This window comes from Flavobacterium sp. LHD-80 (genome assembly GCF_030929605.1).
In the GTDB taxonomy this organism is placed as follows: Bacteria; Bacteroidota; Bacteroidia; order Flavobacteriales; family Flavobacteriaceae; genus Flavobacterium.
In genome coordinates, this window is the sequence record NZ_JAVFVS010000005.1 from 359,109 (window position 1) to 375,512 (window position 16,404).

The following is a 16,404-nucleotide window of genomic DNA, read 5'->3' on the forward strand; positions in this document are numbered from 1 at the left end:
TATTTTTTTAATGATTAAAACCAATTTTAAGTTTAAAGTGTTTCAGGTTTCAAGTTTCAAGTTTCATGCGAACGTGAAACTTGAAATCTGAAACTTTTTAAACTAAATCTACTCTGCTTTTACGCGAAGATTATTTATTACCTTTTGAGGAGCTTGGTATTCATATTTAATTTTGTCGTTCTCTTTTACTTTCTGAACTCCGTCAAGCAAAATTCTATCGTTTTCAGAAAGTCCGCTTTTAATAACGTACAAATCAGGAATTTCACCAGTAATTGTAATTTCTCTAGAAGTTACTTTGTTGTCTTTACCCACGATAAAAACATATTTTTTATCCTGAATTTCATAAGTCGCTTTTTGCGGAATTACGATCGCATTTTTAAGCGGAACATTCATTTGAACTTGTCCAGTTTCTCCGTTTCTTAGTAATTTGCCCGAATTTGGAAATCTTGCTCTAAAAGCGATATTTCCAGTTTCATTGTTGAATTCACTTTCGATAACTTCAACATTTCCTTTTTCTTTGAAAATATCTCCATTAGCCAAAACCAAAGCCACTTTATTATCTGCACGATCTTTAATATTCGTTTCATAACTAATGTATTCTGGCTCAGAAACATTGAAGTAAGCAAACATCTGACTGTTGTCTGAAAGACTTGTCAGTAATTCGCCTTCATCAATTAAACTTCCAAGTTTTAACGGAATTCTGTCGATTGTTCCATCAAATGGAGCTCTGATTTCTGTGAATGATAAATGTAATTTTGCCAATGCAACTTCAGCTTTTGCTGACTGTAATTTGGCCTGAGCAACACTTAATTCGTTTTTAGAAACGATATTTTTATCTGCCAATAGTTTTGAATTTTGTAATTCAATTTCTACTGATTTTTGTTCCGCCTGCGCTTTAAGCAATTCAGACTGGTACATGTTTGGCATAATTTTAAACAAGATTTGTCCTTTTTTAACAAACTGTCCTTCGTCAACATAAATGTTTTGTAAAAACCCTTTTTCCTGGGCACGGATTTCAATATTTCGAACAGATTTAATCTGCGAAACATATTCTTTAGTAAATGAAGTGTCAATTTTTACCGGACTCGTTACAGTGAACGTTTCCACTTCTTCTTTTTCTTCTTTTTTAGTTGTACAACTAACAAGGCACACAAAGGCAATTAAGCCTGTGAACAAAATAATTCTTTTCATGATTTAGTTTGGAAATTAAGCGATTGGATGCTTGGAATACAGTGATTCCTCTAGATGGAAAAATGCATCAGAAACCGGTAAGTTATAACCTCACTTTCAAACAAGAAGAAGTAGAAAAAAAATATACATCAACAAGACAGCAAGATTACTTCTTAGGTAACCGATGTATAGTATTGAATCAAATTCTTAATACGCGTTGCGTAATGTAAATAGGATTTGAAGGCGCAAGAAAAGGCGCAAAGATTTTAAAACGATTTGATTCGTTTGTTGCAGATTGATCTGAAAAAGTCAAATACCAGTTATCAAGTAAACTGTAATTAACCGCAACAAATTTAGCAGTAAGCCCATCATTAACATCATCATTTCCAAGTAAATCTTCTTCAAGATCGATATCAGCGTCTTCAATAAGTGAAGTGCCTCTTTCTTGATTAGTGAATTTTACTCGATGCTTTTTTTCAAAAGTATGATGGTGAGAAGCACCAAAAGTACTTGCATTCAAATATTGGCCTCCGCCTGACAGAAGCAAATTCATGAATACTAAAAATACTATTAACTTTCTCATTTGGGTGCGAAAGTAAGCAAAGTATCTAAACAAAAAAATATTTTTTAATAAGCTTTAACATTTAATAAAACCGAAAACGTTTTCATTATTTTAAAAAGCACCATTTTTATTAAAATCTTATTTTTTTATACAGAAAAATAACAAAAAAACGACTATGGATTAGAATTCCATCATGATAGATTGCATAATGAAGTCAAAATTATCAAAATCACAACTATCTGACTTTGTATACATTATTTATCAAAACTGCTTTTAATTTCTATAGCAAAATTTCCATTATAGTAAATTCTTGTTCTGCTTTGACAAAAGTTTGCTGCGTATCTTTCATTCCGAATTTTTCGTAAAATGATTTTTTATTGCTTCGTGCATTGCACCAAACTCTTTTCATTTTTTTCTCTTCTGCCAGATTTAAAATATATTGCAGCAATTCAGATGCAATTCCTTTTTCTTGATATGCTTCTAAAGTCGCTAATTTTCTAAACTGCATTTCCTCTTCAGTAAAAAAACAAGAAACAATTGAAACCAGTTTTTCATCTTCAAAAACGCCAAAGTGCAACCCGAAATCATCTTCCTTTAATTGAACAAATTCAAAAGGCTGATCAGGCCACATTACTTCATGGCGAATTTGCCAAGTCTCCGAAGGTTCAATTGCTCTAATTATCATTTTAAAAAATATTTGATTTGATTCAAATTTACATCATTTAGAAATGCTATTTTCTTTCAAAACAAAAAACAGCAGTCGGCTAAAAATCAAAAAGATAACCTAAAATAAATCAGAAAAATCATGCTGTTTAAATTAATAATAATTAATTTTATGGAATCAAAAACAAATAAAACCAGTTATGAAAAAATTCTTTCTTGCTACATTATTATGTATTTGTGCCAATGGATTTGCACAGTTAATACAAGTTGGACCTCAATTTTCTACTAACATAACTTCTGCAATTACAGATGATTTTGCTTCAAAAAGCTCTGGTACGGAATATGGTTTTGCCGGTTTTGTGCGCGTAAATCTAGCGCTTTTTTATGGTCAGGGAGAATTTGGTTACGCCAAGTCAAAATTTAGTGTTTCGCAAACCGGAATTGGAGAAACAGAATACGAACTTGGAGGCACTGATGCGACGCTAATAGCCGGTTTAAAAGTTGTTCCGCTAGGAAAACTTGGAAATGTAAGGATTTTTGTTGGCTACAACTGGAAAAATTATTCTGATATTAATGCAAGCAACAATCTTAATTTTATTGCTTTTGAACGAAACAACAGCAGTTTCTTAGGTGGTGCCGGGGTTGATTTATGGCGATTTACTATTGATTATAGATACCTTGCCGGAGTAACAGATCTTGATCCTTCTGGAAGAAGTATTAAAACTGGAATTTCGAATTTTTCTGTCGGATTTAAATTCTTATAAGATACACTGTAAAACATAAAAAAAGGGAATCAAAACTGATTCCCTTTTTTATTATTTCATTTTAACAAAATAAGCTTCTTTATTATCGCTGGTTATTTTTTCAAAACCTGTTTCCGTCTTTTTGCCAATATTAATAACATGCAATACATTAGTTTCTTTATTTAGAAGACAACTCCAAATCGTTCCATCAGAAAGAATAATATCTGAAAACGCTGCGTCAGATGCATCTTTGTTATAATACTTTAAATCTTCTGTTTTGATCAATTTTTTGATTTGTGTTTTCGTATCCGTTTCATAAAACAAAATCTTTTCTTCGCTGATTTCAACTATTTCTTCGATTTGATTTTGACCTGTACCCGAAGTCTGCGCCCAAGTAGGTTTATCTCCTGTCATTTTCCAAGTACCAACAATATAACTCAAAGCATCATCTCGCAATATGTTTTTTAAAGCATCTACTTTTTTGATCGACTCTTTTCCTAATTCATTTTCAGGTTTAAGTTTAGATGCAATAGAAAATAAATCTAATGCATTTTTAAAATCTGCTTTATTGTAATAGGAAACAGCCAGATCGTATTTGTTTTTCTGAAACTTGATTTTAATATCCGTTTGTGCTATATTTTTTATTGAAACTAGCATAAAAACAAGAATAAAATAATTTTTCATTGGTTTGGGGTTTGTTTTTTAAAATTTCCGCAAACTTAGTAAATTAATCATTCTAATAGTTACGGTTTCCCACAATAACAGCATAAAAAAACTGCTTCATTTTTGAAGCAGTTTTATATGAGCAATTTAAAAGTGAAATAAAAATTTATTCCTGATTTGAAAATGAATTTAAAATTTCCATCGCTTTTTCTGTATCATTTTTATTTACAAAAATATGATCATGATAAAATGCTGCAACAACGTTACAGCTGATTTCTTTTTCTGAAAGTGCTTTAGAAAAAGCTGCCGTTAATCCAACAGCTTCTAATGAAGAATGTACAGTGAGTGTAATCCAAGACATTACAATGGAATAATCCAGATTTAATCTTGATGCAATTTCTTTTTTCAGAATTAGCGTTATGGCTTCTTCTTCTCTAAAAATCATATCAATTTCATTTAAATCCAATCCTTCTAATTTTTCTAATTTACAAAAAACATAGTCCCCCAATTTATGTTTAGGTTTCATTGTTTTAAGCAACTTTTGAAGGTCTTTTTCTCCAGACATTTCTTCTTTTAATTTTGTTTATTCAACCAAAAATTATTTGAAGGCGATGCATCCATAAAAATACCACCATCAATAGTAATCTGTTTAATTTCTTTCTTATTTTTTAGAAAAATTACTGCCAATTTTTGGTTTTTCTCCCAAATTGCAGGCGTTTGATGAACCGTTTCAGCTGAATTATCAGTGTAAACAACTACTAGATCAAACGGAACTGCAAAACCTCCCACATTTTCAATTGAAACTTTATTTTTGTCTAAATTTTTAACCGAAAGATCAATGTAATTATTGGTAAAAAACCAATTATTAAAAAACCAATTCAGATTTTTTCCTGTTGCCGAATTTAAGGAATTGAAATAATCCCAAGGAATTGGGTGTTTTCCGTTCCAATTTTCCATGTACGCATGAAGCGCTTTTTTGAATACATCATCGCCAAGCATGTCTTTTAAAGCTATGTAAGAAAGAGAAGCTTTTCCGTAAGAGTTGTTTCCGTAACCAGCATCAGAAACCTGAGATGACATTGAAATAATAGGCTGATCTTCTTCTGTTGAAGGATCATTGATATAGTTTTTTACTCTAAACTCTTTATAGAATTTATCAGCAGCTTCTTTACCATGTTCGGCAATTCCAATTAAATATTCAAAAGTTGTTGCCCATCCTTCATCCATAAAAGCATAACGCGTTTCATTGATTCCCATATAAAAAGGAAAATACGTATGCGCTACTTCATGATCTTGAACCAATTGTGCAAATTTAGGATCACCCATTTGCGAATCGTTACACATCATTGGATATTCCATATCAGCAAAACCTTGAAAAGCGGTCATTTTTGAAAACGGATACGGAACTCCCGGCCAATTGTTCGAAAACCAATCTAAAGCGTATTGATTGTTTTTTACCGAAGCCACAAAATCAGTTCCTTTTACATCATAAGCAGCTTGAACACTCGCGCGTCTGTTTGTTTTTTTATCTACCACAACACTGCTTGCATCCCATAAATAATGATCGCTTAATCCAAAACAAACATCTGAAATATGTTTGGCTTCAAACTTCCAGACATTCCAGTCGTTTTGTTTTGTTACAACTCCAGATTTCATTTCCTGCTCGTTTGCTATGTGCAGAATTTCATTTGTAACATATGATTTTTTCAAACGCTCAGCAAACTCAGGCTGTAAAACCTCATCAGGATTTAGCAAATCTCCAGTTGCATAAACCACGTAATTTTTAGGCGCTTTTACCGAATAGGTATAGTCATTAAAATCATTGTAAAATTCCTGACGATCTGTATGAGGCAATCTGTCCCATTTGTTATAATCGTCAAAAACTGAAACGCGCGGATAGCTATATGCTACAAAAAAAGTAGTTTCATCAATTTGTCCTTCTCTCCCACTTTCTTTAGACAAAGGATAATTCCAGTCAATATTAATTGTGGTTTTAGAATGTGGCGGAATCGCTTTTTTAAGCCTTACGTTGCCTACAGTCCCCCATTTTCTGCCATCTTCCTTGTAAACTTCACCAGCAATTTTCAATGAGGTAATTGTTAATCCCTCACTTAAAAAATCTTGACTTACAGTGCCACTTCTTGGTGATGATGGTTTATGAAGATTATTTACAAATCTAATCGGCAAGTTTTTTAAAGTATCGTTACTATTGTTTTCGTACTCGATTGTTTCTGTTCCGCTTACTATTTTTGTTTTGGCATCAACGGTAATTTCCATTGTATATTTTCCATGATTCTGCCAATAATTTTTTCCCGGTTTTCCGTCCATCGAACGAGTACCTTTTGCATAAGCATCTTTTATATTTCTAGGCATATAAAGATCTTGTGCAAAGCTGTTTTGTGCAAAAAATGCAAGAGCAATTAATAAAAACTGCAGTGAATTTTTTCTCATAAATTGTTTTAAGATTTTGATGATTTAATTTGATATAATATTAGTGGATATTTTTAACTTATTGTTACAACTAAGTTAAAAAAATTAAAGTTTCAGGTTTCAAGTTTCAGGTTTGTCAGTCAGAAAGAGAGCAAAGGATGAAAACCTTAGCACCTCAGAACCTTTGTCCCTTTGTCCCTTTCAAAAAAAAACCGTCTCTTTCAAAAAGAAAAAGACGGCCCCTACAATTAATATATAACCCTGATGACTACAAAATATAATCGGTGTTAATAAAATTTGATTCTTTGCTGTTTAGCAATTCCTGCAAAATTTCATTGTTATAATCGATATCTTTTGAAGCTACAAACGTACGTATTGAAAAAGAACGCAAAGCATCTGGAATACTTAAAGTTCCTACAGCCGAATCCTTACGGCCTGTAAACGGGAACGCATCTGGCCCACGCTGACATGAACTGTTGAGGTTAACTCGGCACACTAAATTTACCAAAGCATCAATAAGCGGTGCCAAAGTTTTAATGTCTTTTCCGAACAAACTTACTTGTTGTCCATAATTTGATTCGGCCATATCATCAAGAGGTTCGTTGATATCTTTAAAAGAAATAATTGGAACCACTGGACCAAATTGCTCTTCGTGATATACTCTCATTTCTTTATTTACTGGATATAAAACGGCTGGAAAAATAAAGTTTTCTGAATGTTTTCCTCCTTTTTCATTCAGGATATGCGCGCCTTTGCTTTTTGCATCGTCAATTAATCCTTGAATATATGCTGGTTTATCTGTTTCTGGAAGCGGTGTTAATGAAACTCCTTTTTCCCACGGATTTCCAAATGCTAAACTGTCTACTTTTTTAGCAAAACGTTTATTGAATTCTTCTCTAATTGATTCGTGCACGTACAACACTTTTAAAGCCGTACAACGCTGACCGTTAAAAGATAAAGTTCCCGCGATACATTCCTGAATAGCCAAATCTAAATCGGCGTCCGGAAGAATAATCGCTGGGTTTTTAGCTTCTAATCCTAAAATCAAACGAAGTCTGTTTTTGTTTGGATGCTGATCCTGCAAAGCAATCGCCGATTTACTGTTTCCAATTAATGCCAAAACATCAATTTTTCCCGATTTCATAATTGGCGAAGCAACTTCTCTTCCGCGTCCGTAAACGATATTGATAACGCCTTTTGGAAAACTACTTTTAAACGCTTCTAACAATGGCGAAATACATAAAACACCATGTTTAGCCGGTTTAAAAATCACGGTATTACCCATAATCAAAGCCGGAATCAATAAAGAGAAAGTTTCATTTAAAGGATAATTGTAAGGCCCAAGACATAAAACTACGCCAAGAGGTCCGCGACGAATCATAGCATTAACACCTTGCACTTTTTCAAAATGCGAACTGCGTCCGTTTAATTCTTTATAACTGGCAATTGTATCGTAAATATATTCAACTGTTCTGTCGAATTCTTTTTGCGAATCGCCAAGGTTTTTTCCAATTTCCCACATTAAAAGTTTCACCACTTCTTCGCGGGTTTCCTTCATCTGTTTTACAAAATTCTCCATGCATTTAATGCGATCAACCACTTTCATAGTTGGCCATAAACCTTGACCTTTATTATAGGCCGTGTTTGCAGCTTCAACCACTTCCGCAGCTTCTTTTTCTGCCATAAACGGAATTGATCCTAATAAGGTTGGAGTGTACTTTTCAGTTGATGAAATCGTCGAAAATACTGGTGTAGTCTGCCCTGTCCATTTTTTCAGTTCTCCATTTACAAGATAGGTATCTTGATTTATCAGACTTTTGATCTGATATTCTTCGGGTATTAAACTCATAATCTGGTAATTTATAGTTTGGTTATTAATAGCATTTTAAAACGAAAAAAGAGGCTTTATTGCGCCTCTTCTTTCCTTTATGATTGTACGGTGTCGCCTTCCCAGTCCAGTATTCCACCAAGCAAATTATAGGCATTTTCTATACCTAATTCATTCATTATCTGGCATGCTTTTGCACTTCTGGCACCAGAGCGGCAATACACATAATAATTTTTGTTTTTATCTAATTCTTCAATTTCATAAATAAAAGCCTGACCTTTATTGATGTCAATATTTACAGCATTTTCAATATAGCCATCATTAAATTCGTCTTCAGTTCTTACATCAAGTATAACTGCATTTTCGTCAGCATTTAACTGAGCAACCCAATCTTCTTGTGATAAATTCATAGTAATATGTGTTTTTGTAAAATTACGACGTTTCTATTAATTAAAAACGTACCAAATGCGATTTCGATTATTATTCTCAGAAAACGTTTTAGAGAAAGGATTATAATCAGTGAATTACAAATTTACTTACTATTTTTAAAAATTCAGTCTATAAAATCGATAGAAAATAGGTTTTTTGCATTTGCATAAAATGCATCTTAATTACCGTTTTCTGACAATTAATGCCAGCCGAATCTATTATCTTTGTAAAAAATTACAATTTTTAATTCGATATTGATAAAAACATTAGCCACGAATTGCACAAATTCTCACGAATTAATCGATGTAAATCCGTGGAAAAAAACTTTACAATGCAAAACTCCTTAAAAAATATCTTTCCCAATTTCTCCAGCGAACTTGTCGCAACTATTGAAGAAAACGGAAACCAGCAAAACTTTGAAGCCGGAACCATTTTAATGCGTACCGGACAATATATTAAAAACACGGTTTTGATTCTAAAAGGAAAAATCAAAATTTACCGCGAAGGCGAAGATGGCGGAGAGTTTTTAATGTATTATTTACAACCGGGACAAGCCTGCGCCATTTCGATGATTTGCACTGCCAAAAGCGAAAAAAGCCAAATCATGGCAAAAGTAGTCGAAGATGTTACCGTCATGATGATTCCGCTTACGCTAATGGACAAATGGATGATGGAGCATCGTTCTTGGTACGAATTTGTAATTGAAACGTACCGAAGCCGTTTTGAAGAAGTCTTAGAAGTTGTCGATAATATCGCTTTTCGTTCTATGGATGAACGTTTGGAATTTTATTTAAAAAGACATTCTGATGCTTGTGGTTGTTCCGAAGTCAAACTTTCGCATCAAGAAATCGCAACCGAATTAAATACATCAAGAGAAGTTGTTTCCAGATTATTAAAAAAAATGGAACAACGTGGTTTAGTCAAACTCAACCGAAACCAGATTGAATTATTAAACACGAATTTCACGAATTAGCACGAATTATTTAAACATATAGAATCTGTGTCAATTCGTGAAATTCGTGTTTAATAATTCTCTTCTGTGATAAATGTTACTGTAGGTTTCTAATTTCCGAAGCAACTTTGCATCAAAACAAATGCAATGGAATATATAGGCTATTTTGCTTCAATCATAATCGGGATCTCGTTGGGCTTAATTGGCGGTGGCGGATCGATTTTGACGATTCCAATTCTGGTGTATTTGTTTAACGTAAATCCCGAGCAAGCTACATCTTATTCCTTATTTATTGTTGGACTTACGGCTCTTTCCGGAAGTTACAGCCATTATAAAATGGGAAATTTAAAATTAAAGTCGGCGTTGTATTTTGCGATTCCTTCTGTGATTTCCATTTTGATTATTCGTGAAGTTATTTTTCCACAGATTGCTTCTACCCTATTTTCAATCGCTTCTTATTCGGTTTCAAAAGATTTTCTGATCATGATTGTCTTTTCGGTTTTGATGATTACCGCAGCAATTTCTATGATTCAGAAACCTCAGCCAGAAATAAAAAACTGCGAAACAAATTATCTTCAATTAAGCATCATTGGCTTTTTAGTCGGAATTGTAACGGGATTTCTTGGAGCCGGAGGCGGATTTTTAATCATCCCTGCGCTTTTATTTTTTGCCAAATTACCAATGAAACAAGCCGTTGGAACTTCTCTTTTAATTATTACAATAAACTCTTCCATTGGTTTCGCAGGTGATTTATACATTGGAACCCCCATAAATTACTCATTTTTATTAGGCGTTTCAGGAATGGCACTTCTCGGAATGTTCATCGGAAGTCAGCTTTCTAAAAAAATTGACGGAGCAAAATTAAAACCGCTTTTTGGCTGGTTTGTTCTCGTAATGGGATTTTATATTATTGCGAAAGAGGTTTTGTTTTAGAATTTATAGTTTCACGCAGATTTGGCAGATCTGGCTGATTTTTTAAATATTTTCAATTTAGTTCACTTGTAGAGTAATCTTTGTCAGAGCTTTAGGCTTTGACAAAGGTGAAACTAAAAATTCATTTTCGTGAAGTAGACAGATTTGTATTTTATGGGCGTTGCCTCCGGCCGGGCTATCCGCTTGTATCTTTTCCTTGCTAAAGAAGCAAGAAAAAGGATACCGCTTCTATCCCTAACGCAAATTCGGGTAAATGAGAAATTTTCATTTATAAACTTTCTAAGCTTTTATCAATTAGCCAAGGAATATAAGCTTCAAATTCTACCTGAATTAAATCATCTTTATTTTCAAAAAATGTCAAACTGTTTTGTTCGCAAAAACCTATTGAAAAATTATCACCAATTGCCGTTAATTCTATTTGGAAGCTTTCATTTTCAATGTCTCTTTTGCAATTCTTACCATCAATCATTTTGCCTTTAAAATGAAACCATCCTGCAATATGATGTAATCCATTTGGCAAAATTTGATAAGATAAAATTTCAACTTCTTTTTTATAATCAATTCCTAGATTTAAAAACAAGATTTTAACTTCTTCAGGAAAAATGTATTCTCTACTTTCAACATAATTTTTGCAATCATTACAGCTACATGAAACTGCTCCACCACTAACAATTCCTGCATAAGTTTCTATTGTTAGGGATCTATCAACTTCAAACTTCCAGTTTTTAAACTGCACTATTTCCATATTGTTTTTTTTCAATTACCTCCAGCTTTAGCTGGAGGTAAACAAATCTATACAAATAAAAGGCTTTAGCCAAACTTTGCGATTTTGGCAAAAGCCTAATTCAAATTCAAACAAAAAACCTCCAGTTAAAACTGGAGGCAATTCATATAATTAATTCGTGAAAATTAGTGCAATTAGTGGCTAACAAAAAAATCAATGTTCCCCATACCCAACATCATCCATTTTCCCGCTAAAAACGCGATACTGAATAATAAAATAAACAATTACCAAAAACAAAGCAACAAAAAACCAACTTAATCCGGCATTCAATCCATATTCTCCAGCGGCAGTATTATAAATAGTCAACGACGGATTTACATTATTAGTTGAAGGCAAAACATTCGGGAAAATTGAAACAGCGGTTGAAGCAAATCCTCCAACTAAAAACAAGGTAGAAAATACAAAACCATAGCCATCTTTTTTAAAGGAACGAACTTTAAATAATCCTGCAATTCCAACGAAAGTCATTATCGGAAAAAACCATAAAATTGGATTTTCGATAAAATTATGGAACGGTTGAGGTTCAATAAAATGCCAAATTCCCAGCGAAATAAAAACCAAAAGAAGTAAAACACAGTTTAATTTGAAAACCACATTTTTAAGTTTCGGATTCAGAGACGAATTTGTTTTATAAATAATCCAATTCGCGCCGTGAATAGTTAAAGCGACCGTGCTTACAATTCCTAAGAAAAGCGTAAACCAATCAATAATTCCCAATTCATTTGCTTGCGGACTAAAAGTTGGATTCCACAAAGGCAGAAAGAAAAAATGCGGTTCTTGAGTCGAAACGCCATTTTGAACCATTCCGAGATTTACTCCACGAACAATATTTCCTAAAGCAATTCCGAAGAAAAGTGCCAAAAGCAAACTCGCAATTCCGAAAGCCTTATCCCAAATTGCTTCCCACATGTGATTATGCACTTGTCCGCGCATCTCCAATCCGATAGCACGGAAAATCAAAAGCCATAAAATCATAATCAAAGGCAAATAAAACCCGCTGAAAGAAGACGCATATAAAGTTGGAAAAGCAAAAAACAAAACGCCTCCTGCAGCGATTAACCAAACTTCATTTGCATCCCAAAACGGACCAATTGAATTTGTGATTACTTTTTTATCTCTTTCTGTTTCGGCAAAAAATAAATGAATAATTCCTGCGCCAAAATCGTAGCCGTCTAAAACCAGATAAACAGCCAAAATTCCCATTAAAACTACGTACCAAAAAAATTCCATACTTATATTTTTTCTGTTGAAAGTTCCACATGATGCGGACCTTTATTGATAATTTTTCCAATCAAAAGCAAAAACAGTATTCCGAGTAAAAGATACAATCCGATGAAACCTAATAAAGTAAATAAAGTGTTTCCGGATGAAACCGTTGGCGACGCGCCCGAAGCCGTTCGCATTAAATTATAAACGAGCCACGGCTGTCTTCCTAATTCAGCGGTGTACCAACCTGTAGTGTTGGCGATGTAAGGAAAAGGCATCATAAACATTAATGACCACAAAATCCATTTGGTTTCGAATAATTTTCCTCTTATTAATTGAAAAAGCGAGAGAATCATCAAACCAATAAACACAGTTCCGAGGCCAACCATAATATGATAGGCATAATATAAACCAGAAATATTGGTTGGATGCAAATCTTCTTCAAACTGATCTAAACCTTTAATTTCTTGATTCCAGTTTCCATAAGTCAAGAAACTCAAGATATTAGGAACCGCAATTTTATTATCCAGCTTTTTGTCTTTCACATCGGGCTGACCAATTAAAACAATTTCAGAACCTTTTTTCTCGGTATGAAAAATTCCTTCCATTCCGGCAAAAGTTACGGGTTGGTATTTTACGACATTTTTAGCCAGTAAATCTCCCGTTGGAACTGCAACAATAATACTCGAAATCAATCCGAAGATAACACCGGTTTTAAGAAACAGTTTTCCGAAAGAAACATTCTTATGACTTAAAATATAGAAAGCGCCAATTCCAGCAACAACAAAAGAACTCGTTACCAAAGAAGCGGCTTGATTGTGTAAATAAGAAGGCCAAAGCCAAGGATTTAAAAACAAAGCCTGAAAATTATTCAGAACAAATTTTCCGTTTTCCAGAATTTCATAACCAACAGGATTCTGCATCCACGAATGTGTTGCTATAATTAAAAATCCGCTGGCCCAGGAACCAATACAAATTAATAATCCGGTGACAAAATGCCATTTGTGGCCGAGGAGTTTTTCTCCAAATAAAAATATTCCCAGAAAAGAGGATTCTAAAAAAAACGAAAACATTCCTTCCATTGCGAGCGTTTGGCCAATAATTCCTCCTGTTAATTCGGAAAATTTAGCCCAATTTGTTCCGAATTGAAATTCCATTGGAATTCCGGTTACAACGCCCATTGCAAAATTCAGGGCAAAGATTTTCATCCAAAAATGCGTGGCGTGATTATATTGTTCGTCTTTAGTTTTTAGATATTTCCATTTGAAGTAAACTATGATGAGCGAAAGACCCATTGTAAGTTGCGGAAAAAGATAGTGAAAGGTAATTGTGAAGGCGAATTGCATTCGGTCATAAAAAAGCATTTCTTCCATAGAGTGGTATTGTTTTATGAGGTTCCACAAATTTACCCATTAAAACCCGAAATGTCACTCTCAAAAAAAAGTTTATGTACCAATATTTGTGAAACTTTTCAACAATTTGAAAGGTGGAAATTACATTTATTCTTTACGATTACTCGCTGAGGTTTGTCATTTCGACGAAGGAGAAATCCTCGCAAGAAGCTCGACAAAGATTGGGTTTACGTTGCGGAGTTACTTGCGAGGATTTCTCCTTCGTCGAAATGACAATATTGTCTATAAATCGTAATTAGAATACGAATTCGAAAAACTATCCTTTCTTCAAAATCCCTTTTTCAACGCTTTCATTAATCAATCCTTCTGCATAATTCCAAATCGATTCTGAACCTTTTTTAATCACGCTTTTTTTCTCATAAACCTTGTCATAGCTCACATCAAATTCTTTCCAAGTTCCGCCATTGTTAGAAGTGTTTTGCAATAAAGGCTCTAATCTGTCCATTGATCTTGCAAATTTAGCTTCGTTGGTTTCTCCGGCTTCAAATTCTTCCCAAATGGCAATAAAATCTTCGGCTTGTTTTTTCGGAAGCAAACCAAAAATCCTGTTTGCCGCTAATCGCTCTTCACCCGTATTATCATGACTTTTTACAGTATCATAAATAAAAACATCTCCAGCATCGATTTCTACAATATCATGAATCAAAACCATTTTTACGACTTTTAAAACATCAATTGGTTCGTTTGAATGTTCGGCTAAAACAATTGCCATTAAAGCCAAATGCCAGCTGTGTTCTGCATCATTTTCGCATCGATCGCTGTTAAATAGTTTCGTTTTTCGCTGAATGTATTTTACTTTATCAATCTCTTTTATAAAAGCAATTTGATCTAATAAATCTTTTGTATTCATATAACTGATTATTTTTTTTCTTAAAAATGACATTCGTAATATGCAAAATTAAAGCTTAAAGCGTAATTGCTCAACTTTAAATTACTTAAATAACTTGTATAATGAAAATTCACTTCTTTTTACACAGAAATCAAATTTCTGTAACATTAGTCACCTATTTTACGAAAAAACAAACTTACCTTTGTGTTCCATATTTTAGATTTCCAAATCATGAAAATTGAACAAATTTACACCGGATGCCTTGCGCAAGGTGCATACTATATCACTTCAAACGGCGAAGCGGCCATTATTGATCCGCTGCGAGAAATTCAGCCTTATTTAGATCGTTTAGAACGCGACAACGTTACATTAAAATACATTTTTGAAACGCATTTCCACGCTGATTTTGTTTCGGGACACGTTGATTTAAGCAAAGAAACTGGAGCGCCAATTGTTTACGGACCAAATGCTGCTTGCGAATTTGACTGCATTTCTGCAACAGACGGACAAGAGTTTAAACTTGGAAAAGTTACGATTAAAGTATTGCATACTCCAGGTCATACGATGGAAAGCACTACTTTTTTATTGATTGACCAAAACGGAAAAGATCACGCAATTTTCTCTGGCGACACTTTATTTATAGGTGATGTTGGACGTCCTGATTTAGCTCAAAAAGCTGCTGGAATGACGCAAGATCAATTAGCCGGAATTTTATTTCATTCATTGAGAGATAAAATCATGACTTTGGCTGATGATGTGATCGTTTATCCAGCGCACGGTGCGGGAAGCGCATGCGGAAAGAATATGAGCAAAGAAACTGTTTCGACTATCGGGAATCAAAAAGCGACCAATTATGCATTGCGCGCCAACATGACCGAAGAAGAATTCATAAAAGAAGTTACCGACGGATTATTACCTCCTCCAGCCTATTTCAGCATGAACGTTGCGATGAACAAACAAGGTTACGAAAGCTTTGAAACTGTTTTGCATAACGGAATGAAAGAAATTAAAGCCGAAGAATTTGAAGCTGTTGCTGAAGAAACCGGAGCTTTGATTCTAGACACAAGAAGTGCTGCCGATTTCAGTAAAGGATTTATTCCGCAATCAATTAACATCGGAATTAATGGCGATTTTGCGCCGTGGGTTGGTACTTTAATTGCCGATGTAAAGCAACCTATCATTTTGGTTACTACTATTGGGATGGAAGAAGAAACCGTTACACGTTTAAGTCGTGTTGGTTTTGATACTATTATAGGACATCTTGAAGGTGGTTTTGAAGCTTGGCAAAAAGCTGGTTTTGAAATTGATACTGTTAACCGAATTACTGCTGAACAATTTGCAAATGAGGTCAACATTCAAGAAGACAAAATAATCGACATTCGTAAAGAAACCGAATACGAAGCAGAACATATTGAAGATGCCTACAGCAAACCTTTGGCTTATATTAATGACTGGGTAAAAGACATTAACCCGAATGAGCATTTTTATTTACATTGTGCTGGCGGATACAGAAGTATGATTGCAGCTTCGATTTTACAGGCTCGTGGTTTCAGAAATTTTTCTGAAATTGAAGGAGGTTTCGGAGCGATTTCTAAAACTAATGTTCCAAAATCAGATTTTGTTTGTCAAAGCAAAACATTAAACGCATAATTTTTTTTAAACCATTAAGATATTAAGTTAATTAAGTTGGAATGCTTAATTTTCCTTAACCTTCTTTGAAAAGTTTCATTAAGTCAGATTGGCTTAATTTCCTTAATATCTTAATGTTTAAAATAAAAAAACTAAATTTTAAAGTAAATG

General features: G+C 33.8%; 16 protein-coding genes. 4 read left to right on the forward strand and 12 right to left on the reverse strand.

The window, feature by feature from the left end; translation table 11 throughout:
• Positions 1–108: 108 nt before the first annotated feature.
• The 3 genes from RB619_RS09565 to RB619_RS09575 form a co-directional block, all read right to left on the reverse strand.
• Positions 109–1,191, reverse strand: coding sequence for an efflux RND transporter periplasmic adaptor subunit (locus RB619_RS09565; RefSeq protein ID WP_308096790.1), 1,083 nt, complete (start codon positions 1,189–1,191; stop codon positions 109–111).
• A gap of 178 nt (positions 1,192–1,369) precedes the next feature.
• Positions 1,370–1,753 (reverse strand): hypothetical protein, encoded by a 384-nt coding sequence (locus tag RB619_RS09570; RefSeq protein ID WP_308096793.1) that lies wholly within the window; start codon positions 1,751–1,753, stop codon positions 1,370–1,372.
• A 259-nt stretch (positions 1,754–2,012) separates the two neighbouring features.
• A complete protein-coding gene (locus RB619_RS09575) occupies positions 2,013–2,417 on the reverse strand; it encodes a GNAT family N-acetyltransferase (protein ID WP_308096796.1) in 405 nt (134 codons plus the stop codon).
• Positions 2,418–2,595: 178 nt separating this feature from the next.
• On the opposite strand from RB619_RS09575, the gene RB619_RS09580 reads away from it, so the two are divergent.
• A complete protein-coding gene (locus RB619_RS09580; RefSeq protein WP_308096798.1) occupies positions 2,596–3,159 on the forward strand; it encodes a hypothetical protein in 564 nt (187 codons plus the stop codon).
• Between the two features lie 51 nt (positions 3,160–3,210).
• Here the strand turns inward: RB619_RS09580 and RB619_RS09585 are convergent, their stop codons facing one another.
• From RB619_RS09585 to RB619_RS09605, 5 genes are all read right to left on the reverse strand, one after another.
• Positions 3,211–3,822 carry a hypothetical protein gene (locus RB619_RS09585; RefSeq protein WP_308096800.1) on the reverse strand — a complete coding sequence of 204 codons (612 nt, stop codon included), beginning with the start codon at positions 3,820–3,822 and terminating at the stop codon, positions 3,211–3,213.
• Between the two features lie 145 nt (positions 3,823–3,967).
• Positions 3,968–4,366, reverse strand: coding sequence for an ACT domain-containing protein (locus RB619_RS09590; RefSeq protein ID WP_308096802.1), 399 nt, complete (start codon positions 4,364–4,366; stop codon positions 3,968–3,970).
• An 8-nt stretch (positions 4,367–4,374) separates the two neighbouring features.
• Positions 4,375–6,252: a M1 family metallopeptidase gene (locus RB619_RS09595; RefSeq protein WP_308096804.1), complete on the reverse strand. Its 1,878-nt coding sequence runs from the start codon at positions 6,250–6,252 to the stop codon at positions 4,375–4,377.
• A 247-nt stretch (positions 6,253–6,499) separates the two neighbouring features.
• Positions 6,500–8,080: an NADP-dependent glyceraldehyde-3-phosphate dehydrogenase gene (locus tag RB619_RS09600; RefSeq protein ID WP_308096806.1), complete on the reverse strand. Its 1,581-nt coding sequence runs from the start codon at positions 8,078–8,080 to the stop codon at positions 6,500–6,502.
• A gap of 77 nt (positions 8,081–8,157) precedes the next feature.
• A complete protein-coding gene (locus tag RB619_RS09605; RefSeq protein ID WP_308096808.1) occupies positions 8,158–8,469 on the reverse strand; it encodes a rhodanese-like domain-containing protein in 312 nt (103 codons plus the stop codon).
• A 350-nt stretch (positions 8,470–8,819) separates the two neighbouring features.
• On the opposite strand from RB619_RS09605, the gene RB619_RS09610 reads away from it, so the two are divergent.
• Both RB619_RS09610 and RB619_RS09615 read left to right on the forward strand, forming a co-directional pair.
• Positions 8,820–9,461 carry a Crp/Fnr family transcriptional regulator gene (locus RB619_RS09610; RefSeq protein WP_308096810.1) on the forward strand — a complete coding sequence of 214 codons (642 nt, stop codon included), beginning with the start codon at positions 8,820–8,822 and terminating at the stop codon, positions 9,459–9,461.
• Between the two features lie 126 nt (positions 9,462–9,587).
• Entirely contained in the window at positions 9,588–10,373 is a 786-nt protein-coding gene (locus tag RB619_RS09615; RefSeq protein WP_308096812.1) for a sulfite exporter TauE/SafE family protein, read from the forward strand.
• A 268-nt stretch (positions 10,374–10,641) separates the two neighbouring features.
• On the opposite strand, the gene RB619_RS09620 is transcribed toward RB619_RS09615, so the two are convergent.
• The 4 genes from RB619_RS09620 to RB619_RS09635 form a co-directional block, all read right to left on the reverse strand.
• Positions 10,642–11,133, reverse strand: coding sequence for a hypothetical protein (locus tag RB619_RS09620; protein WP_308096814.1), 492 nt, complete (start codon positions 11,131–11,133; stop codon positions 10,642–10,644).
• A 177-nt stretch (positions 11,134–11,310) separates the two neighbouring features.
• Entirely contained in the window at positions 11,311–12,387 is a 1,077-nt protein-coding gene (gene cydB, locus RB619_RS09625) for a cytochrome d ubiquinol oxidase subunit II (protein ID WP_308096816.1), read from the reverse strand.
• A 2-nt stretch (positions 12,388–12,389) separates the two neighbouring features.
• Positions 12,390–13,736 carry a cytochrome ubiquinol oxidase subunit I gene (locus RB619_RS09630; RefSeq protein ID WP_308096818.1) on the reverse strand — a complete coding sequence of 449 codons (1,347 nt, stop codon included), beginning with the start codon at positions 13,734–13,736 and terminating at the stop codon, positions 12,390–12,392.
• Between the two features lie 295 nt (positions 13,737–14,031).
• The gene (locus tag RB619_RS09635; RefSeq protein ID WP_308096820.1) at positions 14,032–14,625 is read right to left on the reverse strand and encodes an HD domain-containing protein; all 594 of its coding nucleotides are present in this window, start codon (positions 14,623–14,625) and stop codon (positions 14,032–14,034) included.
• A 210-nt stretch (positions 14,626–14,835) separates the two neighbouring features.
• On the opposite strand from RB619_RS09635, the gene RB619_RS09640 reads away from it, so the two are divergent.
• A complete protein-coding gene (locus RB619_RS09640; RefSeq protein ID WP_308096822.1) occupies positions 14,836–16,254 on the forward strand; it encodes an MBL fold metallo-hydrolase in 1,419 nt (472 codons plus the stop codon).
• Positions 16,255–16,404 lie beyond the last annotated feature (150 nt).